The organism is Bradyrhizobium sp. SZCCHNS1050 (assembly GCF_032484785.1).
In the GTDB taxonomy this organism is placed as follows: domain Bacteria; phylum Pseudomonadota; class Alphaproteobacteria; order Rhizobiales; family Xanthobacteraceae; genus Bradyrhizobium.
The window spans coordinates 1,449,341-1,473,053 of record NZ_JAUETR010000002.1 but is presented as its reverse complement, the minus strand read 5'-3'; the positions used below and the strand labels follow the sequence as shown (position 1 = coordinate 1,473,053).

Genomic DNA, 23,713 nt, shown 5'->3' with positions numbered 1-23,713 from the left:
GCCATCTATCGCGTGGCACTCTGGACGCCGTTCTTTGCCAAATGGTGTCCCGGGGCCGTTGCGCTACTTATACTCCCGCTCGTCCCACCACGGGAAATAGTCGGGCATATCGGCCGTCACCGTGTTCTTGAATTGCGCAGGGCGCTTCTCCAGGAACGACACCACGCCTTCCTTGACGTCGTCGGAGCGGCCGCGCGCGTAGATGCCGCGGCTGTCGACCTTGTGCGCCTCCATCGGATCGTCGGCGCCCATCATGCGCCACATCATCTGGCGGATCAGCGCGATCGACACCGGCGCGGTCTTGTCGGCGATCTCGCGGGCCAGTGCACGGGCGGTGGGCAGCAGATCATCCGGCGGCACGACCTTGCTGACGAGGCGGCCGGCGAGCGCCTCCTGCGCCGGAAACACGCGGCCGGTGTAGCACCATTCCAGCGCCTGCGAGATGCCGACGATGCGCGGCAGGAACCAGCTCGACGCCGCCTCCGGCACGATGCCGCGCTGGGAGAACACGAAGCCGAACCGCGCCGCGTCAGAGGCGATGCGGATGTCCATCGCGAGCTGCATGGTGACGCCGATGCCGACGGCGGGGCCGTTGACCGCGGCGATGACCGGCTTCAACGACTTGAAGATGCGCAAGGTGACCTGGCCACCGCCATCGCGCACCTGCGGATCGGAATAGTCGACGCGGCCATCGGCGTGGCGCTTCACCGGTCCGCGCTTGGCATCGCGATCGAACGTGTCGGCCCCGGAGGAGAGGTCAGCACCCGCGCAGAACGCGCGGCCCGATCCGGTGACGATGATCGCCCTGACGCCGTCGTCCTTGTCGGCGCGATCGAAGGCGTCGATCAGCTCCTCCATCATGGTGCCGGTGAAGGCGTTGAGCTTCTCCGGGCGGTTCAGCGTGATGGTGAGGATCTTGTCGGCGACGTCGTAGAGGATGGTCTGATAAGCCATTGGCGCTTCCTGATGTTGTCGTGGCGCTTATTAGTTGTTTGCTCGTGCCACAATCTCCGCCGTCATTCCGGGATGCGCCCTCTTGGGCGCAGGCCCGGAATCCATAACCATCATCGTGAGTATGGATTCCGGGCTCGTGCTTCGCACGCCCCGGAATGACGACGACTGGGATCGACGATAGGGAGTACAATAGTTCAGCGAGAGGCCGCGTCAAATCGTGACGACATTCCGCATGGCGGGCAAAGCGCCGCGCTTTTCATTGGTCTCCCAGCACGCGATCCGGCAGCGATGTGGCCCACGCTCTTTCCCCGTCATTGCGAGCGCAAGCGAAGCAATCCAGAGTCGTGGGCGGGACTCTGGATTGCTTCGCTTCGCTCGCAATGACGGAGGAAGGAGTGGGGTGACGCGAATCAGGAGGCCGGCGGTATCGGCCATGGCCGCTGCTCGCCGCGTAATCCCTCGAACGTCTTGGCCATCCCGAGTACGCCGACATCATCGAAGCGGCGGCCGACGATCTGCAGGCCGATCGGGAAGCCGTCGGGGTCGTAGCCGGCATTGACGGAGATTGCCGGGTTCTCCGACATGTTCCAGGGCACGGTGTAGGTGATGTGCTCGAACGGCCTCTCGGGGTCGTTGACCGGCGAGGCGAACTCGGCGGGGAATTTCACGCCGGGCGAGACCGGCGAGATGATGTAGTCGTAGTCGCAGAACAGTCTTGCCGCGGCGGCACGTAGCGCCATCGTGACGTTGAAGCCTCTGACGACTTCGACGCCGGAGAGCGCGGCGGCGCGTTCGGCCCAGCGCAGGATGTAGGGCAGGGTCATCGCGCGCACCTCGGGCGCCAGCCGCGCCAGATCGTCCCACAGCCGTGCACGCCAGAAATTGTCGAGACCGTCGAGCATCTCGCGCGTCAGGAAGCCCTTGACCTCGCTGATCACGGCGCCGGCGTCCTCGAAGGCTTTCGCCGCAGCCAGGGTCGTCGCGCGCACCGGCTCCTCCAGTGGCTGGCCGACGCCGCCGAGATCGAGCATCAGGCCGATGCGCAGCTTGCGCACCGGCTTCTCCGTGACCTTCCAGTGCAGGTCCGACGGCGGCAGGCTGGTGCCGTCGCGGCGGTCGGGCTTGGACAGCACGCTCATCATCAGCGCGGCATCGTCGACGATGCGCGTCATCGGACCGGCGACGCGGCCGACATAAGGCGGGTCGATCGGCACGCGGCCGAAGCTCGGCTTCAATCCGACGAGGCCGCACCACGATGCGGGCAGCCGGATCGAGCCGCCGATGTCGGTGCCGACATGCAGCGGACCGCAGCCCGCGGCGGCTGCGGCGCTCGCACCGGCGCTCGAACCGCCGGGGTTCATGCGGAGATCCCATGGATTGCGCGTCAGCGGATGGAAGCTCGACAGGCCCGACGACAGCATGCCGTAATCGGGCATCGTGGTCTTGGCGAAGATGATCGCGCCGGCCTCGCGCAGCCGCGCCACCGGCGGCGCATCGGCGGCGAGCGGCGTGCGCGTGACGCTGGCTGCGCCGAGCGGCATCGGCTGGCCCTTGGTGGCGAGATTGTCCTTCACCGTCGCCGGTACGCCGTCGAGCACGCCGGCCGGCTCGTCATTGGCCCAGCGCGCGGTCGACGCCTCGGCCGCGGCCCGCGCGGCGTCGGCGTCGAGCAGATACAGCGCCTTGATGTGCGGCTCCCACGCCGCCACGTGCGCCAGGACCTCGTCCATCACCTCGGACGGCGAGAACTGGCGCGCGCGATAGCCGGCGATCAGGTCGACGGCGGAGAGATCGTGAAGCGAGGTGACGTCATCCGAGACGGGCTTGTGCATGCTGGTACTCCCACGCCGAAGTTCATCTCGATCTGCCGCCCGCTCATTGACGTATGTCAGTCGCGCTAGGCCGCCGGCAGCCGCGTCTCGATGATGCGGGCGAACATGCTGGCGCCGATCGGCAGGATCTTGTCGTCGAGCACGTAGCCGGGATTGTGCACCGGCACCGAGCCGTCATGGCCGACCCAGAAATAGGCGCCCGGAATCGTCTGCAGCATGTCGGCGAAATCCTCGCTGCCCATCTTCGGCGTCGAGCGGGTCAGCACCTTGGACGGCTCGACCACGGTGCGCGCGACCTGCTCGACGACCTTGGACTGCTCCTCCTGGTTCACCAGCACGCTGAACGTGTCGCGGATGTCGACATCGATCTCGCAATTGAAGGCGGCTGCCATGCCGGCGCAGATCGCGCGCATGCGCTCGCGCACCAACGCGCGCACGGGGTCCGAGAACGCGCGCACGGTGCCGCACAGCCAGGCATCGCCGGGAATGACGTTGTAGGCCGAGCCGGCGTGGATCTGCGTGATCGAGACGACCGCGGCCTGCAGCGGCTCGACATTGCGGCTGACGATGGTCTGGATCGCCTGCGCCACGGTGGTCGCGATCACCACCGCATCCTTGGAACGCTCGGGCATGGCGCCATGAGCGCCGTAGCCGGAAATCCGGATGTCGAAGAAGTCGGCGCCGGCCATTGCCGGACCGGGCAGGATCGCGATCTCGCCGTGCTCCAAGTCCGGCGCGTTGTGCAGGCCGTAGAGCTCGTCGCAGGGAAACTTCTGGAACAGGCCGTCCTTGATCATCGCGCGTGCGCCGCCGAGGCCTTCCTCCGCCGGCTGGAAGATGAAGTGCACGGTGCCGTCGAAGTTGCGGGTCTCGGCGAGATAGCGCGCGGTGCCGAGCAGCATCGTGGTGTGGCCGTCATGGCCGCAGCCGTGGAAACGGCCGGGGATGGTCGAGCGCCACGGCAGGTTCGTATTCTCCTCCATCGGCAGCGCATCCATGTCGGCACGCAGGCCGATCTTCCTGCCGCTGTCGTTCTTGCCCTTGAGCACGCCGATCACCCCGGTGCCGCCGAGGCCGCGATGCACCTCGATGCCCCATTGCGCAAGCTTCTCGGCGACGATGCCGGAGGTGCGCGTCTCCTCGAAGCCGATCTCCGGATGCGCGTGCAGGTCGCGGCGGATGGCGGTGAGCTCGTCGGCGTAAGCCTGGATGCGATCGATGGTGGGCATGGGGCGTTTCCGTTGTCGGGTTAAGCTTTGAACGCCGGGCCGTTCGGCTTGAGGCGGATGCCCGGACGCAAGCTGGTCCAGGGCAGGGTGGAGGGATCGGCGGGCATCGCGCCGGGCGCGGCGCAGATCAGGAGATGTTCGGCGATCGGTTCGAAATCGGCGCGGAAATGCACCGAGCTCTTGTTGACCAGGATCGCCTGCGCGGTCGGCTCGATGCCGACGAAGCGGTACATCTCCTGGTCGGCAAGCTGGGACTTGTGCGAGGCCACGACGACGCGGACGTCGCCAATGCGCAAACACGCTGACGGTCCCATTTCCATCTTGCGGCCGCCGTAGAACGGGCCGGGTGCGACGAAGCGGCCGTCGGAGATCTTCTCGACGATGAAGCTCTCCTCGAACGGCGCATCGCCGGGAATGCCGCTCTTGCCGCCGAGCGACAGCGTCACGGTGGCCCCTTCGCCGGCCGCATGCGCGGCGATCGCCGCTTGCGGATCGTAGATCATGCCGATCGCGGCGCGGCTGGCGCGATTGCGCACCAGCGCGCGCAGCATGCCGGTCGTATCGGAATCGCCGCCCGCGCCGGGATTGTCCTGGGTGTCGGCGATCACGATCGGACGCGTCGCTGTCTTCGCCAGCGTCATCGCATGGCGCACGCCGTCATCGGGCGTGTAGATGCGGCCGTCGAAATCATCCTCGTGGCCCGCGACGATCGCCGCGATCGCATCCGCCGCGGCGTCCGCGTCGGCCTGCGTCCGGCCATAGGCGAACACGCTTGGGCCGCAATGCGCGAAATCGGCGGCGGGAAAGCCGGGCGCGAACGACAGCGTCGGCACCGCCTCGCTCTGCAGCGCCGCAAGCTTCTCGTAGATGCCCTTGGTCGGCTGGTCATTGGTGCACTGCCAGCTGATCGGGATCAGGAACGGCAACTGCCGGAAGGCTTTCGCCAGCGGCGTCTTTGCGCGCAGCAGCAGCGCGAGGTGCTCGGCGCTGGCGCGGCCGGTGTCGGCCATGTCGGTGTGCGGATATTTCCGGTAGGCGATCAGCGCATCGGCATGTGCCATCATCTCGGGGGTGACGTTGGCATGCAGGTCGAGGCTCGCGACGAGCGGCACGTTCGGGCCGATCACCTCGCGCACGCGCGCCAGGATCTCGCCTTCGCCGTCGTCGAGATGCTCCGTCACCATCGCACCATGCAGGTCGAGATAGACGCCGTCGAGCGGGCCGGCGGCCTTGATGCGGTCGACCATCACGCCCGTGATGCGCTCGAACGCATCCCTGGTGACATGCGCGGAGGGACTCGCCGCGCAGGCGATGGTGGGCACGACGTCCCAACCGTTGGCTTCTGCGACCGGCATGAAGCCGGCCTGGCCGGCATTGATGCCGCGCATCGTCGTGAGCACGGAGGCCGCATCGGCGATCGAGGCGCGGCCGCCGCCATGCATGAACGCGTCGTAGTCCGCTTTCGTCGGTGCGAATGTGTTGGTCTCGTGCAGAAAGCCGCCGATCGCGACGCGCGTCATTACTTCGCCTGAGGCCGTTGAACGTGTCATGACGTTAGACCGGCCCTCGCGGCGCAGGCAAGCGAAGGAGCGATGCCGTTTTGCATGCGGGCCACGATGACGGCGCGCCGGCCTGCACGGACTCTCTCCGCGCGTCATTCCGGGGCATGGCGCGGCGATGAGCCCGGAATCCATACCCACAGACGGTCGTTGGGAAGCAGGCTGTCGACCACCCGATATCACCACACCCGCCGGTGGGTATGGATTCCGGGTTCGTGCTGCGCTCGCCCCGGAATGACAGCGGTGGGTGACGCTGCTACGCCACCGCCTCCGCCACCGGCCGGAAGTTCGCGAAATCCCAGTTCCGTCCCGGCGCGGCCTCGAGCAGAGACTTGGTATAGGCCTCCTTCGGATGCGTCAGGATCTCGCCGGCCGGGCCCTGTTCGACGATGCGGCCCTTCTGCATCACGACGACGTCGTCGCATATCTGCGCGGCGACGCGCAGGTCATGCGTGATGAACAGGATGGCGATGCCGAGCCGTTGCTGGATCTCGTCGAGCAGTTCCAGGACCTGCGCCTGCACCGAGACGTCGAGCGCGGAGACCGCTTCATCCGCCACCAGCACGTCGGGATCGAGCGCGAGCGCGCGCGCAATCGCGATGCGCTGGCGCTGGCCGCCGGAGAACTGGTGCGGGTAGCGCGAGATCGCGTCCGCGGGCAGGCCGACCAGCTCGAGCAGCTCGCGCGCCCGCGCCATCGCCTTGTCATGCGAGGTGCCGTAGTTGACCGGTCCCTCGGCGATGCTCTCGCCGACGGTCAGCCGCGGGTTGAGCGAGCGGTAGGGGTCCTGGAACACGATCTGGATGCGCTTGCGGTGCGGCTGCAGCAGCCGGCGGGTCAGGATCGAGATCTCGTGGCCGGCGAGGCGGACGCCGCCGGAGGTCGGATCGATCAGCCGCACGATGCAGCGGGCCACGGTCGATTTGCCGGAGCCGCTTTCGCCGACGATGCCGAGCGTGCGGCCCTTGCGCAGGGTGAGCGTGACGTTCTGCGCAGCGACGACTTCGCGCGCTTTGCCGAGGAACGAGCGCTCGCGATAGACCTTGCCGAGCTCGTTGGTCTCCAGCACCACCGGCTCGGTGCTCTCGGGCCGCGGCGGGCGTGGGATCAGGCTGGGGACGGAAGCGAGCAGGTTGCGCGTGTAGTCCATCTCGGGGCTGCGCAGGATCTTGTCGAGCGCGCCGGTCTCGACCAGGCGGCCCTGGCGCATCACCGAGACGCGGTCGGCGATCTCGGCGACGACGCCCATGTCGTGGGTGATGAACAGCACGGCGGTGCCGTGATCGCGCTGCAACTCGCGGATCAGCGAGAGGATCTGCTTCTGCGTGGTGACGTCGAGTGCGGTGGTCGGCTCGTCGGCGATCAGGAGTTTCGGCTCGAGCACCAGCGCCATCGCGATCATGATGCGCTGGCGCTGGCCGCCGGACAGGCGATGGGGATAGGAGCCGAAAATGCGCTCGACGTCGGGCAGGTGGACCTGCTCCATCATGTCGAGGATGCGCTTGCGCCGCGTCCGCGCATCGAGGGACGTATGCGCGCGCAGGACCTCGTCGATCTGGCGGCCCACCGGCACGACCGGATTGAGCGCGGTCATCGGCTCCTGGAAGATCATCGCCATCCGGGTGGCGCGCAGCTCGCGCAGCCGGCGATCGCTCGCCGTGAGCAGCTCTTCGCCGACCAGCTTGACGCTGCCGCCGACGGCATGCAGCGCGTTCTTCGGCAGCAGGCCCATCGTAGTCAGCGAGGTCACCGATTTGCCGGAGCCGCTTTCGCCGACGACGCAGAGCGTCTCGCCCTTTTCGACCTTGATCGAGACGCCGTCGATGATGCGCGGGCCGTTAGGGTTCTTCGTCTTGCCGACGGTGACGACGAGATTGTCGATGTCGAGGATGGTGTCGGTCATGTGTTCATTTCTCCAGCGTCATTGCGAGGAGCGAAGCGACGAAGCAATCCAGAGTTCCGGGCGTGGCCCTGGATTGCTTCGCTTCGCTCGCAATGACGAAAAGTGAGATGATCATCCGGGCTACGAAAGGCCGTCACTTGCCGGCCTCGCGCTGCTTCATGCGCGGGTCGAGCGCGTCGCGCGCGGCATCGCCGATCAGGTTGATCGAGAGGATGGCGATCGACAGCAGCAGGCCCGGCCAGAAGATCAACGACGGCTTGATCTGGAAGTAGGAACGGCCCTCGGCCATGATGTTGCCCCAGGTCGGCGTCTCCGGGCTGATGCCGGCGCCGAGGAACGACAGGATCGCCTCGGTGAGGATCGCGGCGGCGCAGATGTAGGTGCCCTGGACGATCAGCGGCGCGATCGTGTTCGGCATCAGATGCCGCCACATGATCTTGGGCATCGACGTCCCCAGCGAAATCGCAGCTTCGACATAGGGCTCCTCGCGTGCCGTCAGCACGACCGAGCGGACCAGGCGCGCGACGCGCGGGATCTCGACGATGGTGATCGCGATCATCACGGTGCCTACGCTGGCGCCCGACAGCGAGACGACGGCGATGGCGAGCAGGATGCTCGGGATCGCCATCAGGCCGTCCATCACGCGCATCAGGATGGCGTCCACCCAGCGGAAGAAGCCGGAGACGAGGCCGATCACGAGTCCGATCGCGATCGAGATGATCGCGGCGCCGACGCCGACCAGAAGCGAGATGCGGCCGCCATAGATCGTGCGCGACAGCAGGTCGCGGCCATAGGCGTCGGTGCCGAGCAGGTGCTGCGCGCTCGACGGCTTGAGCCGCTGCGCCGGCGCGAGCAGCACGGGATCGTGCGGCGCCAGCAGCGGTGCAAGGACCGATATCAGCACGATGAGCGACAGGCAGACGGTCGCCACGGCGATGATCGGGGTCGAGGTGAGAAAGCCGAACCGGGGCCCCAGTCGCGTGGTGACCGGGATCGACGGCTCAGGGGTGGTGACGATCGCCATCGGAAAGGGCCTCAGTAGCGGATGCGTGGATCGAGCAGGGTGTAGGCGAGGTCGATCAGGAGATTGACCGCGAGATAGATGAAGGAGGTCAGAAGGATCATGCCCTGGATGACCGGATAGTCGCGCGCCAGCACGGCGTCGACGGTGAGGCGGCCGATGCCGGGCAGGTTGAACACGCTCTCGGTGACCACGACGCCGGAGATCAACAGCGCGAAGCCGGAGCCGATCACCGTGATGACGGGCACGGCCGCATTGCGCAACGCGTGGCGCAGCAGCACCGCGATCTCGCTGACGCCCTTGGCGCGCGCGGTGCGCACGAAGTCCTCGCCGAGCACGTCGAGCATCGCGGCGCGCGTCATGCGCGCAATCAGCGCGACGTAGATGAAGGACAATGCGCAGGTCGGCAGGATGATGCGCTCGAAGAACGGGCCGAAGCCGGCGCTGAGACTCTTGAAGCCCTGGACGGGGACCCAGCGCAGGTTGATCGCGAACAGCTGGATCAGGATGTAGCCGATGACGAACACCGGCACCGAGAAGCCGATCACCGAGAGCGCCATCACGAAACGATCGATCCAGGTGCCGTGCTTCCAGGCCGCGATGACGCCGAGCGGGACAGCGACGAGAATCGACAGGATGATGGTCGAGACCGCGACCGAGATCGACGGCTCGATGCGCTGGCCGATCATCTGCAGCACCGGCACCTTGGAGATCAGCGACACGCCGAGATCGCCATGCAGCAGCTGATTGATCCAGGTGATGAACTGGATGTAGAGCGGCTCGTTCAGTCCGAGCGTGGTGCGGATGCGCTCGAGCTGCTCCGGAGTCGCGTTGTCGCCGGCGAGAATCGCGGCGGGATCGCCCGGCGTCAGCCGCAGCAGGAGAAAGACGAACAGCGCCACCACGCCCATCACGGGGATGGATGCGAGGATGCGGCGAAGCAGATAACCGATCATCTTGAGAGAACCGCCTTCATGGTGCTGGGGCGACGCGCGCAACGTCGTGAGAGAGTGTGCATGTCACCGATATCCATCGCTTTCAAGGTCTCCGGTGTTCGCTCGTCCGCTCGTGCACGCGCGATGACACGGTGTTCGTGATCCGCGCGAACCGTCGCATTTGCGAACAATGTCGCAGCACTTTGCGGCGAACCCTGCGCGAAACTTTGCAAGCCGCATGCCATCATGCGCGCGCCGTGGAGCCGTTGTCTACTCACCGTCCTGGTCCCGGAAAATGAAACCGTGCTGCTGCGCAGCAGGCGGTGCGTAGCCGGGAGAGCGAAGCGACCCCGGGGTCTCGCGCTGCGGCGATGACCCCGCATGTCGCTGCGCTCATGCGGGCTACGAGATCTTGCCCGGAGGCAATCCTACGCCAGGGTCGCGAGCAGGCACGCCATCAGGCGGCCGCGCTCGGCGAGGCTGTCGATCTCGATGTGCTCGTTCAGGGTGTGCATGTCGGTGCCGCGCACCCCGAGGCCGTCGAGGGTCGGAATGCCGAGCGCGCCGGTAAAGTTGCCATCCGAGCCGCCGCCTGCCGAGCCGTGCGGCAGCGACAGGCCGAGCTGTTCGGCGATGCCGCGCGCCTTCTCGTACAGCGCCATGGTTCCGGAATCCGGCTCCCACACCGGCCGCGTCACGCCGCGCGTCACCTTGAAGGTCACGTCGTCGGTGGTGCCGGACAGCGCCAGCATCCGCTCCACGCCGCGGTCGAGATCGGCCTGCCGCTTCGCCATGCTGAGGGCTTCGCCGGTGGCGGTGGTGGCGACGCAGTTGACCCACTGGCCGGCATGCACGATGCCGACCGAGAAGGTGCAGTCCTCCGTCGTCATGCCGTCGATGGCGAGGATCTGTCGCGCCATTTCCCGGATCGCGGAACGGCCCGCGCCGAGCCGCGCGCCGGCATGGCTCGGACGTCCGATCGCCTCGAGATTGAAGCGGGCGATGGCATAGCGGCCGGTCACCACGCCGTTGTCCTGACGGCCCGGCTCGGGCACCAGCACGTATTTGTTGCGCTGCGCCTCGGCTTCGATGATGTCGCGGGTCGAGGGCGTGCCGACCTCCTCGTCCGGCGTGAACAGGATGGTGATCGGCAGCGGCGTCGCGATGGAAGCCTTGATCAGCTGGCGGATCGCTTCCAGCGTCAGATAGTTGCCGCCTTTCATGTCGCAGATGCCGGGCCCGTAGCATTTGTTGCCCTCGCGGCGCCAAGGCAGCCTGGCCAGCGTGCCGACGGGGTGAACGGTATCCATGTGGCCGGCGATCAGGATGCCCGGCTCACCCTGCCGCGGGTGCGGGAAGCGGGCGCGCACGCAGCCGGCGAAGCCCTGGCGTCCGGCGATGCGCTCGATCGTCGCACCCATGATGGCCATGTCGCGCGCGGCGAGATCCAGCATGCGCTCCACCGCGGCGGCGTCCCAGGTCGGACTTTCGCATTCGACCCAGCCGCGCAAGCCCTGCAGCATGATGTCGGTATCGAAGGGAAGATGGGCTGGATTCATTTGTGCTCTCTCAAGGCTTTGTCGCGATCTCATGACACGAGACGGAGTTGCGCACGTCTTGTAAAGCGAAAGCTACGCAGACGTTAACGGCATTCTCAGCCCAGGGCCGCATGCGCTGAATGCGGATTGACGCGAAAGGCGACGTCTGCAACTGTCGAAAGCTCGCGACTTACAGCATGTTAGTTCGCACAAGGATTGATCTGCACGCCCAACGAATGGTCTGGATCTGATGAGTTTCAGGTCAAGCCATCCACTCAGGAGACCTCGTAATGTTCCACAGCCCGCGCTGGAAACGTCTGACGCTCGCGACGAGCCTCGCCGTTTCCATGCTTTCGCTCTCGACGGCGCTGAGCACCCAGGCCATCGCAGCCGGCAAGAAGACGATCACGGCGGTGATGCATTCGGATCTGCGCGTCATCGATCCCGGATTCACGACGGCCTACATCACCCGCGACCATGGCTACATGGTTTATGACACGCTGCTGGCGACCGATTCGAATTTCAAGGTCCAGCCGCAGATGGCGGACTGGAAGGTCTCCGACGACAAGCTGACCTACACCTTCACCCTGCGCGACGGCCTGAAATGGCATGACGGCACGCCCGTGACCGCCGAGGACTGCGTCGCCTCGCTGAAGCGCTGGGGCCGCAATGACGGCATGGGCCAGAAGCTGATGGACTTCACGGCGAGCCTGGAGGCGCCGGATGCCAAGACCATCGTGCTCAAGTTGAAGGAGCCCTACGGACTCGTCCTGGAGTCGATCGCCAAGCCGTCCTCGCTGGTGCCGTTCATGATGCCGAAGCGTCTCGCCGAGACGCCGCAGGGCCAGCAGATTCCCGAGCAGATCGGCTCGGGCCCGTTCAAATTCGTCAAGGCGGAATTCCAGCCGGGCGTGAAGGCGGTGTACGAGAAGAACACCGACTACGTGCCGCGCAAGGAGCCGGCGAGCTGGACGTCCGGCGGCAAGGTGGTGAAGGTCGACCGCGTCGAGTGGATCACGATGCCTGACGCGCAGACCGCTGTGAACGCGCTGCAGTCCGGCGACATCGACTTCATGGAGAACCTTCCCTACGACATGCTGCCGGTGCTGGAGTCGAACTCCGAGCTCAAGATCGACGTGCTGAACAAGTTCGGCTACCAGACGCTCGGCCGCATGAACTTCCTCAACCCGCCGTTCGACAACGTGAAGGTGCGCCGCGCGGCCTTCCTCGCCCTGAACCAGAAGGACGTGCTCGACGCGCTGGTCGGCAACGAGAAGTACCAGAAGGTCTGCGGCGCCGTGTTCGTGTGCGGCACGCCGCTCGAGACCGACGTCGGTGCCGAGACGCTGATCAAGGGCAACGGCATGGCCGAGGCCAAGAAGGCGCTTGCCGAGTCCGGCTATGACGGCACGCCGATCGCGATCATGGCGCCGGGCGACGTCACCACCTTGAAGGCGCAGCCCGTGGTGGCGGCGCAGCTGTTGCGCGAGGCCGGCTTCAAGGTCGACCTGCAGGCCACCGACTGGCAGACGGTGGTGACGCGGCGCGCCAGCCAGAAGCCCGTGAAGGAGGGCGGCTGGAACATGTTCTTCACCAACTGGGTCGGCGCCGACGTCGCCAATCCCGTGGCGAACGTCTCGGTCGGCGGCCGCGGCACCAAGGGCGGCTGGTTCGGCTGGGCCGAGGATGCCGACATCGAGAAGCTGCGCGACGCCTATGCGCGGTCGTCCTCGCTCGACGAGCAGAAGAAGATCGCCACCGAAATCCAGAAGCAGAACTACGAGAAGGTGATCTACATCCCGCTCGGACAATATCTGCTGCCGAGTGGCTGGCGCAAATCGCTGACCGGCGTGCTCGACGGCCCGGCGACGCCGGTGTTCTGGAATGTCGACAAGAGCGAGTAGGCGGCGGACGCACTCGTGACGCAAACAAAGACGCGGCGAAGTGGAGACTTCGCCGCGTCTCTTTTTTGTTCCTGCATTCGCCCGTGCGTTAGCGCCCTTCAGCAGTGCGGATCGCGCACGGCTTCGAGACCCTCGACCATCAAGGGTGGGCTGATCTGATCCTGGGACGGGTTCTTATCGGTGCGGATCGGCATGGCCGGATGTCGGCTGTCCCGCGGCTTGGTGACTTCATTCGGCATCATCAGGCTCCTTGCTGCTGCGCATAACGGACGAGGCGCAGCCGAGTTCCAGATGGCGGGACGCCATCGTCGGCAGTCACGATGTGTGCAGCCGCGTGATGCGGTGACCCATGCGTCCGTGGCGATTGACCTCCGATGGAACTGCTGCAAGTCTCCCTCGCCGAGACTGTTTGCTGAGCGTTTGCAGACGCGACGCAGGACGCCTCGTCAGGCCTTGATCGGTATCGGGGCCCTCGGATGGAAGCCCACGTCAAGAGAGATCGCATGTCACATACTCCGCGCCGGACCGCATCCGCGCTCGTTTCATGGTTCGTCGCCTCGGTCATGGCCGTGTCGATGGCGGGCGTGACGACCCAGGCCCTCGCCGCCGGCAAGAAGACGATCACGGCGGTGATGCATTCGGACCTGCGCGTCATCGATCCCGTGTTCACGCCGGCCTACATCACCCGCGACCACGGCTATATGGTGTACGACACCCTGCTTGGGACCGACGCCAAGTTTCAGGTCCAGCCGCAGATGGCAGAGTGGACGGTCTCGGACGACAAGCTGACCTACACCTTCACCTTGCGCGACGGCCTGAAGTGGCACGACGGCACGCCGGTCACCGCCGAGGATTGCGTCGCCTCGCTGAAGCGCTGGAGCCGCAACGACAGCATGGGCCAGAAGCTGATGGAGGCCACGGCCTCGCTCGAGGCCACCGATGCCAAGACCATCACCTTGAAGCTGAAGGAGCCGTACGGCCTGGTGCTGGAGTCGATCGGCAAGCCGTCCTCCTACGTACCGTTCATGATGCCGAAGCGTTTGGCCGAGACGCCTGCGAACCAGCAGATCTCGGAGCAGATCGGCTCCGGACCGTTCAAGTTCGTCAAGGCGGAATTCCAGCCGGGCGTGAAGGCGGTGTATGAGAAGAACACCGACTACGTGCCGCGCAAGGAGCCGCCGAGCTGGACGGCCGGCGGCAAGGTGGTGAAGGTCGACCGCGTCGAGTGGGTCTCGATGCCCGATGCGCAGACGGCCGTCAACGCGCTGCAGGCCGGCGACATCGACTTCATGGAATTCCCGCCGCTCGATCTCGAGTCGGTGCTATCAGCCAATCCCGATCTTTCGATGAACGTGCTGAACAAGTTCGGCTACCAGACCTTGGGACGCATGAACTTCCTGTTTCCGCCGTTCGACAATGTGAAGATCCGCCGTGCGGCGTTCCTGGCGCTGAACCAGAAGGATGTGCTCGACGCGCTCGTCGGTAACGCCAAGTACTACACGATCTGCGGCGCCGTGTTCGGCTGCGGCACGCCGCTCGAATCCGACATCGGCTCGGAGACGCTGGTGAAGGGCAACGGCATGGAGCAGGCCAAGAAGCTGCTGGCCGAGGCCGGCTATGACGGTACGCCCGTCGTGATCCTCGCGCCGGGCGACGCGATCACCCTGAAGGCGCAGCCGGTGGTCGCCGCGCAGCTGTTGCGCGAGGCCGGCTTCAAGGTCGATCTGCAGACGACGGACTGGCAGACCGTCGTGACGCGGCGTGCCAGCCAGAAGCCGCCCAAGGAGGGCGGCTGGAACATGTTCTTCACCAACTCGGTGATCGCCGACTCCGGCAATCCGATCGGCAGCACCTTCGTCGGCGCACGCGGCCAGAAGAGCCCGTTCGGCTGGCCCGACGATCCCAAGATGGAGGAGCTGCGCGACGCCTTCGCCAAGGCCACGAAGCCGGAGGACCAGAAGCGGATCGCCGCCCAGATTCAGCAGGAGGTCTACGACCAGGTGATCTACGTGCCGCTCGGCCAATGGTTCATGCCGAGCGCCTGGCGCAAATCGATCACCGGCGTCTTGGAAGGGCAGGCCGTGCCGGTGTTCTGGAACGTCGACAAGAGCGAGTGACGAGATGTCGGCCGCGGCCCGTAGCCGCAGCCCGGATGAGCGATAGCGACATCCGGGTTCAAACGCGCTGTGGAGGAGACCCGGATGTCGCCGCGCTCATCCGGGCTACACGACTGCCGACGGGGCCGGCTCTCTCGCCGTCATTCCGGGGCATCGCGCAGCGATGAGCCCGGAATCCATATCCACGCGCCGTCATGTGGCGAAGACAAGCGCCACGGCCATCTCACACCACACCCTGTCCTGTGGCTATGGATTCCGGGCTCGTGCTGCGCACGCCCCGGAATGACGCGAGGATGGAGTGACGTGACGTCGGCAGCAGCCTCGTAGCTATGAGGCCCTGATCTCGTCCAGCGCCGCCAACACCTCGCTGGAAGCGACCTCGACCCTGCCGATCTCGTTGAGCGCTTCCTCGATGCGCCCTGAGCTGAACAGGCGCGCGGCTTCCTTGCCGTGGCGATGCACCGCCTCGTGGGGGCGCTCGAGGTTGCGGAATGCCGGATCTCCGGCCAAACGCCGACCGCCTTCGCCATAGTACCATTTGCCGAGCCGGCACGTGTGATGATCGGAGAGCTCGTCGGTCCGCAGTTGCAGCCGGCCGACCGACATGTCGACCAGCCGCTTTTTCCAGATCACGTGGTCGGCCTTGGCCAGTCTCACCACCTGGTTGTCGAGCGAGAGCTTGGCGATCTCGCCCAGCATCTTGCCGACCTTCGCGTCCGTCTTGCCCATGGTGTCCGCGAGCGACATCACCTCGTTGGCATTGGCGGTCGCGAGATCGGCGATGATGGTGATGCCCTGCGCGACCTCGTCGGTCGCGGCGGACTGCTCGGCGAGAATGCCGGAGATCTCGTCCATCTTGGTGCTGACCACCGCGGTCCGGGTGCCGGCCTGATCGATCGCCTGTGCCAGATCGTTCATCTCGGACATGCCGACCTCGACCGCCTTGGCGCCGCCGGCCATGGCCTCGACGATGCCGCTCATCTCGGCCTGCAGCCGCTCGATGCGACCCTTGATGTCCTCGGTCGCCTTGGTCGTCTGCTGCGACAGGTTCTTGACCTCCGCGGCGACCACCGCGAAGCCCCTGCCGAATTCGCCGGCGCGCGCCGCCTCGATGGTGGCATTGAGTGCCAGCAGGTTGGTCTGGTTGGCGATCGCGTCGATGGTGCCGACGATGGATCCGATCTCGGCGGAGGCGGCGCTGAGATCGGCGATCTTCGCCGAGGTGTCGCGCACGGAGCTGGCGATGCCGTTCATCGTCTGCAACGTCCGTTGTACCGCGGTCACGCTGTTCTCGACGGCCTGGCGCGTCGCGGCTGCCTCGGCAGCGGCTTCGGTCGACGTCGACCGGATGGTGTGCACGGAGGCCTGCATCTCCACCGATGCGGCAGCGAGACTCTGACAGCGTTCGGACTGATTGTTGGAGGCGCCGATCAGGCGCGCCGCGCTGATCGAGGCTTCGTTGCTGTTGATGCAGATGTCGACGACGGAATCGAGATCCTGGGACGCGCGGGCCCCGAGCGCGGTGCCGAGACGATGGATGGCCTCGATCAGTTGCGGCTTGAGCTGGGCGCGCAGCGCGGCAGCATCGACGCCTCCGGTATCGCGATTGAGCTTGCCGTCCGCCCAGTCACCGAGGCACTGCGCCAGCGCGTCCTGGAAGGCGTCGTGTGCGGAGGTGTCGGACGCAAGCGGGGCGTCCGATGGTTCGTTCTTTCGGCGGAATCCCAGCATCGTGCCTCTCATTGATGGCGAGCCCCGGCCAGCCTGAGCGACGTCGCACAACCCGCCCGGACGCCGGCAACCGTTGGTTCCACCCTGGTTCGGTTATGGTTAATGGCGGGTTTCTCCTTGCAACCGGCGGTGGCGAGATCTGCAGGGATCGGGGCTCTCGCGTTCTCCGGCCTGCCGCCTTGACGTTTATGTAAGTGGTGGCTTACAGTAAGTCATGACTTACGGAACGACACTGAATGTGCTGGCGGACCCGACGCGGCGGGAGGTGTTCGAACGGCTGCGCGGTGGACCGCGGCCGGTCCATGCGATCGCGGCCGGGATGCCGGTGTCGCGGCCGGCGGTCTCGCAGCATCTGAAGGTGCTGAAGGATGCCGGGCTGGTCGAGGAACGCAGCGAAGGCGCGCGCCGCATCTACGCGTTGCGCCGTGAGGGGTTGGCCGAGCTGCGCGACTGGCTCGACAGCTTCTGGGACGACGCGCTGCTCGCCTTCAAGATCGAGGCGGAGCGCACGCATCGGCAGACGAAAGGGGGGATCGATGAGTGAGGGTGTCGTGATCGCGCCGGTGCGGAAGCTCGTCCATGTCCGGGCGCCGATCGATCATGCCTTCGACGTGTTCACGCGCGGCCTGACGCGCTGGTGGCCGCATACGCATGGGGTCGGCCGCAAGCCGATCGAGAAGGTGCTGCTGGAGCCGAAGCTCGGCGGCCACTGGCTCGAGATCGCCGAGGACGGCACGGCGACCACGGTCGCGACCATCACGCTGTGGGAGCCGCCGCGTCGCTTCGTCATGCTGTGGCAGGTCGATGCGCAGTGGAGGCCGGATGCGGCGATGCGCTCGGAGGTCGATGTGCAATTCGTTGCCGAGGGCCCGGATGTGACCCGCGTCGAGCTGCTGCACCACAAGTTCGAAACCATGGGCCGCGAGGCCGGCGCGTCGATGCGGCGGGATGTCGACGGCGGCTGGCCGGGGCTGCTGCAGCGCTTCGTGGCCGAGGCCGAGCGGCCGCCGGCGTCATCGTGAGGAGTTCATCATCAGCGTGGGGGAGATCGTGATGTCCGAGTTCGTCGTCCATTCCGTGCCGGGGAGCCCGTTCGGGCGCAGCGTGCTGATCGCGCTGGAGGAGAAAGGCGCGCCGTATCGGCTCGCGGCGCTGGCGCCGGGCGACTCCAAGGGCGCGGCGCATCTGGCGCGTCATCCCTTCGGGCGCGTGCCGGTGCTCGCGCATGACGGCTTCGTGTTGTACGAGACCCAGGCGATCCTGCGCTATCTCGACCGCGTGCTGCCCGAGCCGGCCCTGACGCCCGCGGATATCAGGCAGGCCGCGCGCATGGACCAGGTGATGAACATCAGCGACTGGTACCTGTTCCAGGGCGTCTGCAACGTCATCATCTTCCAGCGCATCGTCGGCCCGCAATTCTTCGGCACGACCACCGACGAAGCCGCGATCGCGCGCGCGATGCCGCAGGCGAGAACCGTCATCGCGGAGTTGTCGCGGCTGCTCGGCGAGCAGCCGTTCATGGTCGGCGATCATCTGTCGCTGGCCGATCTGCAGGCCGCGCCGCAGGCGAGCTTCCTGTCGTTGACGCCGGAATGGGCGGAGCTGACCGCCGGCCATCCCAACCTTGTCGCCTGGATCGAACGGCTGGAGGCGCGGCCGAGCTTCAAGTCCACCACCATGGCGGAGCTGACGGCGCGAGCGCGAGCGGCGTAGGCACGTGGCGTCAATCATGCTTCGGGTGAGATCCAAAGCCCAAGCGAGCGATCGCGCCGCGACGGCCGCCGGGATGGATGCGCGACTTTCAGCCGTCTGATTAATCCAGGTTATATCGCTGCGGGCCGGTTCCATTTTAGCTGCGACGTAGGTCGAAGGGCCTCGGCATCCGCCGCACCCGATCGACCGCCACAGCGTCCCGATGACCGAATGACGAAGCCGGGTCGGCGGGACGGATTGGACACAAGCGCGCACCCCTTGATGCTGCGATCAGAACCCGATCTCCCCGGCTGCTGCGTCTCCTGCACCCACGTCGATTCCGGATTCTGTGCCGCGCTTTTCAAGGCCTGCCGGGCGCAGTCGGCGCTGCCGCGGCTCCATCAGCAGTTCTTCACCGTCCGGGCCGGCCAGCAGATCAAATGCCAGAGCGAGGCGCGCGACGATGTGCTCGTACTCTGCAGCGGCTGGGCATTCCGTTACATCCAGTTGTCGGATGGCGGCCGCCAGATCCTGCGCTTCCTACTGCCGGGCGACATCTTCTCGCCGGCGGCGATCTTCGCCAAAGGCATGAGCTTCTCGGCCAAGGCATTGACCCAGGTCCAGGTCAGCCGGCTCGATGGCGAGGAGGTCCGCAAGCAGTGCCGCGCCGACGAGCTGGTCATGATGGAGGTGTTCCGCTCTCTCGGCGACAACGGCCGGGCCTCCTACGAGCTCATCACCGTGCTCGGCCAGCGTCCGGCCGAGCGTCGGATCGCGCATCTGCTGCTCAGCCTGATGCGGCGCGTCGCGGTGGACGGTGTGGTCCAGCACCACCGCTATCCGTTTCCCTTGAAGCAGCAGCACATCGCCGACGCCGTCGGCCTGACCTCGGTCCATGTCAGCCGCGTGCTCGCGCTGTTTCGCGATCGCAAGATCCTGACGATCTCGGAGGGCAGGCTGGAGGTTACCGATCTCGCCGAGCTCGAGCGGCTGGCGGCGTTGAACTGAGCCGGGCAGGGCGGCCGAGCGGGGCGTGCACGGGGCTGGTGCGGACGGTGGGACTCGAACCCACACGACGTTGCCATCGAGGGATTTTAAGTCCCTTGCGTCTACCCGTTCCGCCACGTCCGCCTGTTGATTGCGCTACCCTTTTTCGTCTGCCGCGGCAAGCGTTAGACGGGAACCGCCCAGTGTTAGACAAAACTCGTTCTGTTCTCGTTCACTTCGCCACGAAGTAGCCAGCGGCAACAGCGAGCGCCTGGAGCCCGATAGAAATCCCGGTGACGATGGCGGCTCTCTGATTTAGGCGAGATCCTTCAGCAAAAGTCCCCAGCACGCTGATCTGCTTTCCTGCCTTTTTTGCCCAAGGATGGTTCATGCCAAGGTAGTACCCGGGGACGTCTTTGGGATCGCCTTCACACACCACTACGACAGAGGCGCGGTACCAAAGATATGCCGCTGCGCCACCGGCGAGCACAGATAGCCAAGTGAGGGTCGTTTGTGCAGTCTCCCAGGTGAGCATTTTCCCTGCAATCTCCATAATCTATGTTCCTCAGCCGCACTACCCCAGCATTGCGAGTGAGCGTGATCTTATATGCCAATGGTAGAGAGCCTTGCCTCTGAAGGAGCCGTCATGGACATAAATGGCCTCTGGACCGCTCAGTTCGCAGCTCTGAGCGAAGGTGTGGGGGTGATGACCATCCAGGATGGCAATTTGTCGGGTGGCGACAGCGGCTACTACTACTATGGATCATATCAACAGGACGGAAATCGCGTCACGGGTAAGATTCGCGTGGTGCACTATGCCGGAGCGCTCAGTAGCGCTTTCGGTCCGCTGAGAGAGCTCGAGGTGAGCTTCGTCGGGCTTGCCGATGATGATCTGATCATGGCGCAGGGCCGGGCGCTTGGTCGTGGGGTGCCTCCCGTCCCGCTGGCAATCAGTCTACGGCGCGTCGCGAGGCCCGGAGATTTCAAATGAAGCTTTTTATTAGCTGGTCAGGGCAGTCGAGCCAACAAATCGCCAACGAGCTCCGAAAATGGTCTCCGTTAATTCTGCCTGCGGTCAAGCCGTTTATCACTACAACTGACATCGAGAAGGGAGCTCAATGGCAGGGGGTGATTCGAGACGAACTTGAGAAATCCAGCTTCGGCTTGGTTGTTCTCACGCGAGAAAACCTGGATTCTCAATGGATTGCGTTCGAGGCTGGTGCCCTGTCCAAGCACCTGTCTGGCCGGGGGGCGACCGTCCTCTTCGACATCGGGCATTCTGACGTCAAAGCGCCGCTAAGAATCTTCCAGGGAACGGTCTTTGGCGAACAGGATTTCCGGAAGCTTATTGGTGATATAAACGAGGCGGTCGAGCCCGAGCAACGCCGTTCCGACGACGAGTTGGATCAGCTCTTTCCAATGCTTTGGCCGAGTATCGAAAAGCCAGTTTAGCTTCTGCTAGAACAATCCTCGATGGCACAACCCGCGGCGGCCGCTGATCGACCACCGGACTACGCCGAACTGGCGCAGGAGATGATGGCGCTGTTGCGTCAACAAAATCTGGTGCTGGCCTCGCCGGAGAAATTCTTTGCTCCTCTTGTCGATGAAATTACAGCAAGACTGACGTCACCCAGACGACGTGCCCCTCCGTCAGCTGATTACGAAACTATCCAAAGAGCTTTAGGAAGGTTACCCTCGGGCGAGATCGTGCGCACCTTGACCGAAGAAGAGCTAAGGGCGCGCGCCCGAGCGATCAGGGAGGAGCGCATGACCGTTGCACAGCGCCAGCGTGAACAGGAGGCTCTGATAGAGGAAGAGCTTCGGCTCGCGCGCATGAAAGCTGCTGAGATCTCGGAAGGCGGTGAGGCCGAAGGATCATAGCTTAAGCGCGGATCATTCTTCAGTTCCGTGTGAATACCCAGGCGATTAATCCATATTCTTCAATCGCTTGAACGCCCGGACTACATTGTCCTCCCGGGAGACGTGCCGAGTATAGTGGGTTCCCATCCGCTGCGACTTGTCGCCCAGCAGGTCGGCGATCTCCGCGTCCGTCGCGCCATTGCGCTTCCACCAGGCCGCGTAGGAGACGCGGAGGCCGTGCAGGGTGGTGCCGGCGCCGATCAGGCCCTCGCGCTCCTTCTCGCGCAGCCAATGGCTCACGGTGGCCTGCATGAGCTTCTCGGAGCTCCACGGCGGGCCGTCGCGGTGGCATTCTGACGCCCGCGCCTCTTCCGGGACCTCTTCGTCACATCCGATCACCCCTCGACTGCCCTGGAAGACTTACACGCGCAGGTCGTTGTCGTGAAGTGCAATTCGGGTTTCGCGGGCGAGGTCGATGAGAGAAGCGCAGAACGTCAGCAGCGCAGCCATGAACAGCAGCGCCACGCCATATTCGTGGGCAACATCGAACAGGGCGCTGATGAAGGCAACGATGATGATGAGGGCGGTGAGGATCGCAGAAAGGATGGAGCAGAACAGCGACCTGTTCAGGAGCGAAGCCCGGTGCCGCAGCCGGGGAATATCCGTCTTGAGGTAAGCCTTTGAAGCATCATCATCGGTGATGCCGTGAAGGAACTGGGCCCGGTCGACCACACGGTTGATGCGGGAAATAAGAACCGAGATGAAGCACGCGACGGCTCCCAGCAGGAAAGCCGGGGCCGCCACGTTGCCGATGATCCGTGCCAGTTGGTCGATTGAAGGCGTTACCGGCACCAACTGGATTACACTGTCCATCTCCTCGCGCAGTCCTTGCAAGTTCTTCAGGTGTCGCGAACGCGCCGGACGGGCGGGATCTTGAACGTGCCATCCTTAAGGGCAGTCTTGGGCTGATAGACCCTGACGCTGAGATTGAAGGGCAGGCTCGGCGGACACGGAAGCCAATTCGTTTCCTTGTCGGCGCCTGGTGATTGCGCCTGGATGTAGATATCGAGCGAGCCGTCTGGATTGTATTTGATCGGCATCGCCGAAGTGATGCCGTAGCGGTTGATCGCGTTCCGAACATAGAAATTCTCGCGATAGGGCGAGACCGACCAGACCCCAGCTTCGGATGGGAATATCTCGTCCTTCTCCAGATGGAGAACATACTTCGCCGCGCCGTCCAGCACGTTGCCGTCGCCATCGACAAAGGCGGTTGGATAGACCGCATCGTCCGACGTCAGCGCCCCCAATCCAAACCAGGCGATGAATGCCCGCGTGGTGTAGTCGGTACCGAAGCGACCGATATTCAGCGCGCCCTGCCAGCCGTTCACGGTCGGCGCAGTGTAGGGGCCTGTTTCCAGCTTGTACCAGACCTCGGCCGGCGCCCGGTTGATCCCCCGCAGAACGGCCGGATCGAGCTTGGACGGTTCAAAGTCCTTGCCGACCTCGATCCCGATGCGCTTGAGCTTGTCGATAGTCTTGGCGTCGTCAGGGTAAGGCGGGTTGTCCTTCAACGCAGCGGCGAGGCGCTTGAAGAACATCTCGCCGGTCATGAGCCGCACCTGATCGTACGGCGTCGCCGTTGTATCGACACTGGTGTCGATCGGCACATCGGAGGGTGGCGTGTAGGACTTGCCCCAGGCGCTGAGCGGCGTCAGTTGCAATTCATCCTGCAGCTTGTTGATTGCAACGAACTCCTTGGGGCTGTCGCATGCGATCTGGACCAGAACAGATGCGTAGCGCGTCGTCGATCGGAACGTTTGCTTGATGCCATTGGGCGCAACACCGTTCCATTTGGGGCCGGCGATCAGGAAGTTTCCGGCGCCAGTTCCGGTCGTCCGACTGCCCGCCGAGGCGAAATCGTCGGTCCACATGTTGAGCGCCTGCATGATGATGTATCGCCCCTGAGTGTCGGGCTGAGAATAGACGAACGGCTCCTTGTCCAGGTCGATGAATGAAAACGCCCAGAGGGAGTTGACGCTGATGCGGACGCAGTCTTTGAAATCCGGATCGACATAAGTCCGCATCCTGCCGAACTGGTTGACAGGCGCTTTATACTGTTCGGACTTCGACGTGGCAGTCATCACCGCTCGGGTTGCGTCCATCATGACAAGCGGAAAGCCGTAGACATAGCATTCCAACGCAAGAACATACGCCAGTTCTTCCTCGACATCGCCCTTCAGGTCGCCGAGTGCGCGCAGCAGCGGGCCGGCCGCCTCGCTTCTTGTGGATGACAAGGCTGTGCCCAGCCCGGCACCGAGTGCGGTCGTGAGCAGGCAGCGGCGATGAAGCGAAATGCCTTCCTGTCCAGCAGATGAATTCATGAGCGATCTCCTTTTCATTAGTGCGCCGCTCGACCCATATTTGACCTAAGCTCGAAACGTCCCGTCTTTC

Annotated in this window: 23 protein-coding genes and 1 tRNA gene; 9 read left to right on the top strand and 15 right to left on the bottom strand. The window is 64.9% G+C overall.

Annotated elements, in window-relative coordinates; translation table 11 throughout:
* Window positions 1-63: 63 nt before the first annotated feature.
* From QX094_RS31185 to QX094_RS31150, 8 genes are all read right to left on the bottom strand, one after another.
* Entirely contained in the window at window positions 64-954 is an 891-nt protein-coding gene (locus QX094_RS31185; RefSeq protein ID WP_315714716.1) for a crotonase/enoyl-CoA hydratase family protein, read from the bottom strand.
* 410 nt (window positions 955-1,364) lie between these two features.
* Window positions 1,365-2,786 (bottom strand): amidase, encoded by a 1,422-nt coding sequence (locus QX094_RS31180; protein WP_316185315.1) that lies wholly within the window; start codon window positions 2,784-2,786, stop codon window positions 1,365-1,367.
* A 65-nt stretch (window positions 2,787-2,851) separates the two neighbouring features.
* Window positions 2,852-4,015 (bottom strand): M20 aminoacylase family protein, encoded by a 1,164-nt coding sequence (locus QX094_RS31175; protein ID WP_315714714.1) that lies wholly within the window; start codon window positions 4,013-4,015, stop codon window positions 2,852-2,854.
* Between the two features lie 20 nt (window positions 4,016-4,035).
* Window positions 4,036-5,535, bottom strand: a complete 1,500-nt coding sequence (locus tag QX094_RS31170; protein ID WP_316185317.1) for a M81 family metallopeptidase — start codon at window positions 5,533-5,535, stop codon at window positions 4,036-4,038.
* A 295-nt stretch (window positions 5,536-5,830) separates the two neighbouring features.
* Window positions 5,831-7,477 carry an ABC transporter ATP-binding protein gene (locus QX094_RS31165; RefSeq protein WP_315749428.1) on the bottom strand — a complete coding sequence of 549 codons (1,647 nt, stop codon included), beginning with the start codon at window positions 7,475-7,477 and terminating at the stop codon, window positions 5,831-5,833.
* A gap of 133 nt (window positions 7,478-7,610) precedes the next feature.
* Window positions 7,611-8,501: an ABC transporter permease gene (locus QX094_RS31160; protein ID WP_316175574.1), complete on the bottom strand. Its 891-nt coding sequence runs from the start codon at window positions 8,499-8,501 to the stop codon at window positions 7,611-7,613.
* A gap of 11 nt (window positions 8,502-8,512) precedes the next feature.
* Window positions 8,513-9,454 (bottom strand): ABC transporter permease, encoded by a 942-nt coding sequence (locus QX094_RS31155; protein WP_315749429.1) that lies wholly within the window; start codon window positions 9,452-9,454, stop codon window positions 8,513-8,515.
* 407 nt (window positions 9,455-9,861) lie between these two features.
* Window positions 9,862-10,992 carry a M20/M25/M40 family metallo-hydrolase gene (locus QX094_RS31150; RefSeq protein ID WP_316175576.1) on the bottom strand — a complete coding sequence of 377 codons (1,131 nt, stop codon included), beginning with the start codon at window positions 10,990-10,992 and terminating at the stop codon, window positions 9,862-9,864.
* 269 nt (window positions 10,993-11,261) lie between these two features.
* Here QX094_RS31150 and QX094_RS31145 point away from each other — a divergent pair, with 269 nt between their 5' ends.
* Window positions 11,262-12,875, top strand: coding sequence for an ABC transporter substrate-binding protein (locus tag QX094_RS31145; protein ID WP_315749432.1), 1,614 nt, complete (start codon window positions 11,262-11,264; stop codon window positions 12,873-12,875).
* A gap of 98 nt (window positions 12,876-12,973) precedes the next feature.
* Here the strand turns inward: QX094_RS31145 and QX094_RS31140 are convergent, their stop codons facing one another.
* Entirely contained in the window at window positions 12,974-13,114 is a 141-nt protein-coding gene (locus QX094_RS31140) for a hypothetical protein (RefSeq protein ID WP_315714707.1), read from the bottom strand.
* A gap of 264 nt (window positions 13,115-13,378) precedes the next feature.
* Here QX094_RS31140 and QX094_RS31135 point away from each other — a divergent pair, with 264 nt between their 5' ends.
* Window positions 13,379-14,992 carry an ABC transporter substrate-binding protein gene (locus QX094_RS31135; protein WP_316185319.1) on the top strand — a complete coding sequence of 538 codons (1,614 nt, stop codon included), beginning with the start codon at window positions 13,379-13,381 and terminating at the stop codon, window positions 14,990-14,992.
* Between the two features lie 327 nt (window positions 14,993-15,319).
* Here QX094_RS31135 and QX094_RS31130 read toward each other — a convergent pair whose 3' ends face one another.
* The gene (locus QX094_RS31130; RefSeq protein ID WP_316185321.1) at window positions 15,320-16,723 is read right to left on the bottom strand and encodes a methyl-accepting chemotaxis protein; all 1,404 of its coding nucleotides are present in this window, start codon (window positions 16,721-16,723) and stop codon (window positions 15,320-15,322) included.
* Between the two features lie 214 nt (window positions 16,724-16,937).
* Here QX094_RS31130 and QX094_RS31125 point away from each other — a divergent pair, with 214 nt between their 5' ends.
* The 4 genes from QX094_RS31125 to QX094_RS31110 all read left to right on the top strand — a co-directional run bounded on the left by QX094_RS31125 (window position 16,938) and on the right by QX094_RS31110 (window position 19,423).
* A complete protein-coding gene (locus QX094_RS31125; protein WP_316185323.1) occupies window positions 16,938-17,267 on the top strand; it encodes a metalloregulator ArsR/SmtB family transcription factor in 330 nt (109 codons plus the stop codon).
* Complete coding sequence (locus QX094_RS31120) at window positions 17,260-17,745, top strand: SRPBCC family protein (protein WP_315714703.1); 486 nt, start codon at window positions 17,260-17,262, stop codon at window positions 17,743-17,745. Before QX094_RS31125 ends, QX094_RS31120 begins: the two co-directional genes overlap by 8 nt.
* 31 nt (window positions 17,746-17,776) lie before the next feature.
* A complete protein-coding gene (locus QX094_RS31115; protein WP_316172943.1) occupies window positions 17,777-18,436 on the top strand; it encodes a glutathione S-transferase family protein in 660 nt (219 codons plus the stop codon).
* Window positions 18,437-18,697: 261 nt separating this feature from the next.
* Window positions 18,698-19,423 carry a Crp/Fnr family transcriptional regulator gene (locus tag QX094_RS31110; RefSeq protein WP_316164479.1) on the top strand — a complete coding sequence of 242 codons (726 nt, stop codon included), beginning with the start codon at window positions 18,698-18,700 and terminating at the stop codon, window positions 19,421-19,423.
* A 36-nt stretch (window positions 19,424-19,459) separates the two neighbouring features.
* Here QX094_RS31110 and QX094_RS31105 read toward each other — a convergent pair.
* Window positions 19,460-19,546 (bottom strand) — tRNA-Leu (locus QX094_RS31105).
* 88 nt (window positions 19,547-19,634) lie between these two features.
* On the bottom strand, window positions 19,635-19,955 hold the full coding sequence (locus QX094_RS31100) for a hypothetical protein (protein ID WP_315826236.1): 321 nt from the start codon (window positions 19,953-19,955) through the stop codon (window positions 19,635-19,637).
* A gap of 93 nt (window positions 19,956-20,048) precedes the next feature.
* Here QX094_RS31100 and QX094_RS31095 point away from each other — a divergent pair, with 93 nt between their 5' ends.
* Genes QX094_RS31095 through QX094_RS31085 form a run of 3 tightly spaced genes read left to right on the top strand, consistent with a single transcriptional unit; the run spans window position 20,049 to window position 21,283 of the window.
* Complete coding sequence (locus tag QX094_RS31095; protein ID WP_315826235.1) at window positions 20,049-20,393, top strand: GrlR family regulatory protein; 345 nt, start codon at window positions 20,049-20,051, stop codon at window positions 20,391-20,393.
* Window positions 20,390-20,854, top strand: coding sequence for a toll/interleukin-1 receptor domain-containing protein (locus QX094_RS31090; RefSeq protein ID WP_316164480.1), 465 nt, complete (start codon window positions 20,390-20,392; stop codon window positions 20,852-20,854). Before QX094_RS31095 ends, QX094_RS31090 begins: the two co-directional genes overlap by 4 nt.
* A 21-nt stretch (window positions 20,855-20,875) precedes the next feature.
* Window positions 20,876-21,283, top strand: a complete 408-nt coding sequence (locus tag QX094_RS31085) for a hypothetical protein (RefSeq protein WP_315826233.1) — start codon at window positions 20,876-20,878, stop codon at window positions 21,281-21,283.
* Between the two features lie 45 nt (window positions 21,284-21,328).
* Here QX094_RS31085 and QX094_RS31080 read toward each other — a convergent pair whose 3' ends face one another.
* From QX094_RS31080 to QX094_RS31070, 3 genes are all read right to left on the bottom strand, one after another.
* On the bottom strand, window positions 21,329-21,574 hold the full coding sequence (locus QX094_RS31080; protein WP_315826232.1) for a hypothetical protein: 246 nt from the start codon (window positions 21,572-21,574) through the stop codon (window positions 21,329-21,331).
* A 108-nt stretch (window positions 21,575-21,682) separates the two neighbouring features.
* Window positions 21,683-22,135, bottom strand: a complete 453-nt coding sequence (locus tag QX094_RS31075; protein WP_316185329.1) for a DUF2721 domain-containing protein — start codon at window positions 22,133-22,135, stop codon at window positions 21,683-21,685.
* A gap of 26 nt (window positions 22,136-22,161) precedes the next feature.
* Window positions 22,162-23,643 (bottom strand): DUF1254 domain-containing protein, encoded by a 1,482-nt coding sequence (locus QX094_RS31070; RefSeq protein WP_316185330.1) that lies wholly within the window; start codon window positions 23,641-23,643, stop codon window positions 22,162-22,164.
* Window positions 23,644-23,713 lie beyond the last annotated feature (70 nt).

Excerpts from the sequence above, each read along its gene's own strand:
- QX094_RS31185 (WP_315714716.1), bottom strand. The coding sequence starts at position 954 with ATGGCTTATCAGACCATCCTCTACGACGTCGCCGACAAGATCCTCACC.
- QX094_RS31180 (WP_316185315.1), bottom strand. The coding sequence starts at position 2,786 with ATGCACAAGCCCGTCTCGGATGACGTCACCTCGCTTCACGATCTCTCC.
- QX094_RS31175 (WP_315714714.1), bottom strand. The coding sequence starts at position 4,015 with ATGCCCACCATCGATCGCATCCAGGCTTACGCCGACGAGCTCACCGCC.
- QX094_RS31170 (WP_316185317.1), bottom strand. The coding sequence starts at position 5,535 with ATGACGCGCGTCGCGATCGGCGGCTTTCTGCACGAGACCAACACATTC.
- QX094_RS31165 (WP_315749428.1), bottom strand. The coding sequence starts at position 7,477 with ATGACCGACACCATCCTCGACATCGACAATCTCGTCGTCACCGTCGGC.
- QX094_RS31160 (WP_316175574.1), bottom strand. The coding sequence starts at position 8,501 with ATGGCGATCGTCACCACCCCTGAGCCGTCGATCCCGGTCACCACGCGA.
- QX094_RS31155 (WP_315749429.1), bottom strand. The coding sequence starts at position 9,454 with ATGATCGGTTATCTGCTTCGCCGCATCCTCGCATCCATCCCCGTGATG.
- QX094_RS31150 (WP_316175576.1), bottom strand. The coding sequence starts at position 10,992 with ATGAATCCAGCCCATCTTCCCTTCGATACCGACATCATGCTGCAGGGC.
- QX094_RS31145 (WP_315749432.1), top strand. The coding sequence starts at position 11,262 with ATGTTCCACAGCCCGCGCTGGAAACGTCTGACGCTCGCGACGAGCCTC.
- QX094_RS31140 (WP_315714707.1), bottom strand. The coding sequence starts at position 13,114 with ATGCCGAATGAAGTCACCAAGCCGCGGGACAGCCGACATCCGGCCATG.
- QX094_RS31135 (WP_316185319.1), top strand. The coding sequence starts at position 13,379 with ATGTCACATACTCCGCGCCGGACCGCATCCGCGCTCGTTTCATGGTTC.
- QX094_RS31130 (WP_316185321.1), bottom strand. The coding sequence starts at position 16,723 with ATGCTGGGATTCCGCCGAAAGAACGAACCATCGGACGCCCCGCTTGCG.
- QX094_RS31125 (WP_316185323.1), top strand. The coding sequence starts at position 16,938 with ATGACTTACGGAACGACACTGAATGTGCTGGCGGACCCGACGCGGCGG.
- QX094_RS31120 (WP_315714703.1), top strand. The coding sequence starts at position 17,260 with ATGAGTGAGGGTGTCGTGATCGCGCCGGTGCGGAAGCTCGTCCATGTC.
- QX094_RS31115 (WP_316172943.1), top strand. The coding sequence starts at position 17,777 with ATGTCCGAGTTCGTCGTCCATTCCGTGCCGGGGAGCCCGTTCGGGCGC.
- QX094_RS31110 (WP_316164479.1), top strand. The coding sequence starts at position 18,698 with ATGCTGCGATCAGAACCCGATCTCCCCGGCTGCTGCGTCTCCTGCACC.
- QX094_RS31100 (WP_315826236.1), bottom strand. The coding sequence starts at position 19,955 with ATGGAGATTGCAGGGAAAATGCTCACCTGGGAGACTGCACAAACGACC.
- QX094_RS31095 (WP_315826235.1), top strand. The coding sequence starts at position 20,049 with ATGGACATAAATGGCCTCTGGACCGCTCAGTTCGCAGCTCTGAGCGAA.
- QX094_RS31090 (WP_316164480.1), top strand. The coding sequence starts at position 20,390 with ATGAAGCTTTTTATTAGCTGGTCAGGGCAGTCGAGCCAACAAATCGCC.
- QX094_RS31085 (WP_315826233.1), top strand. The coding sequence starts at position 20,876 with ATGGCACAACCCGCGGCGGCCGCTGATCGACCACCGGACTACGCCGAA.
- QX094_RS31080 (WP_315826232.1), bottom strand. The coding sequence starts at position 21,574 with ATGCAGGCCACCGTGAGCCATTGGCTGCGCGAGAAGGAGCGCGAGGGC.
- QX094_RS31075 (WP_316185329.1), bottom strand. The coding sequence starts at position 22,135 with ATGGACAGTGTAATCCAGTTGGTGCCGGTAACGCCTTCAATCGACCAA.
- QX094_RS31070 (WP_316185330.1), bottom strand. The coding sequence starts at position 23,643 with ATGAATTCATCTGCTGGACAGGAAGGCATTTCGCTTCATCGCCGCTGC.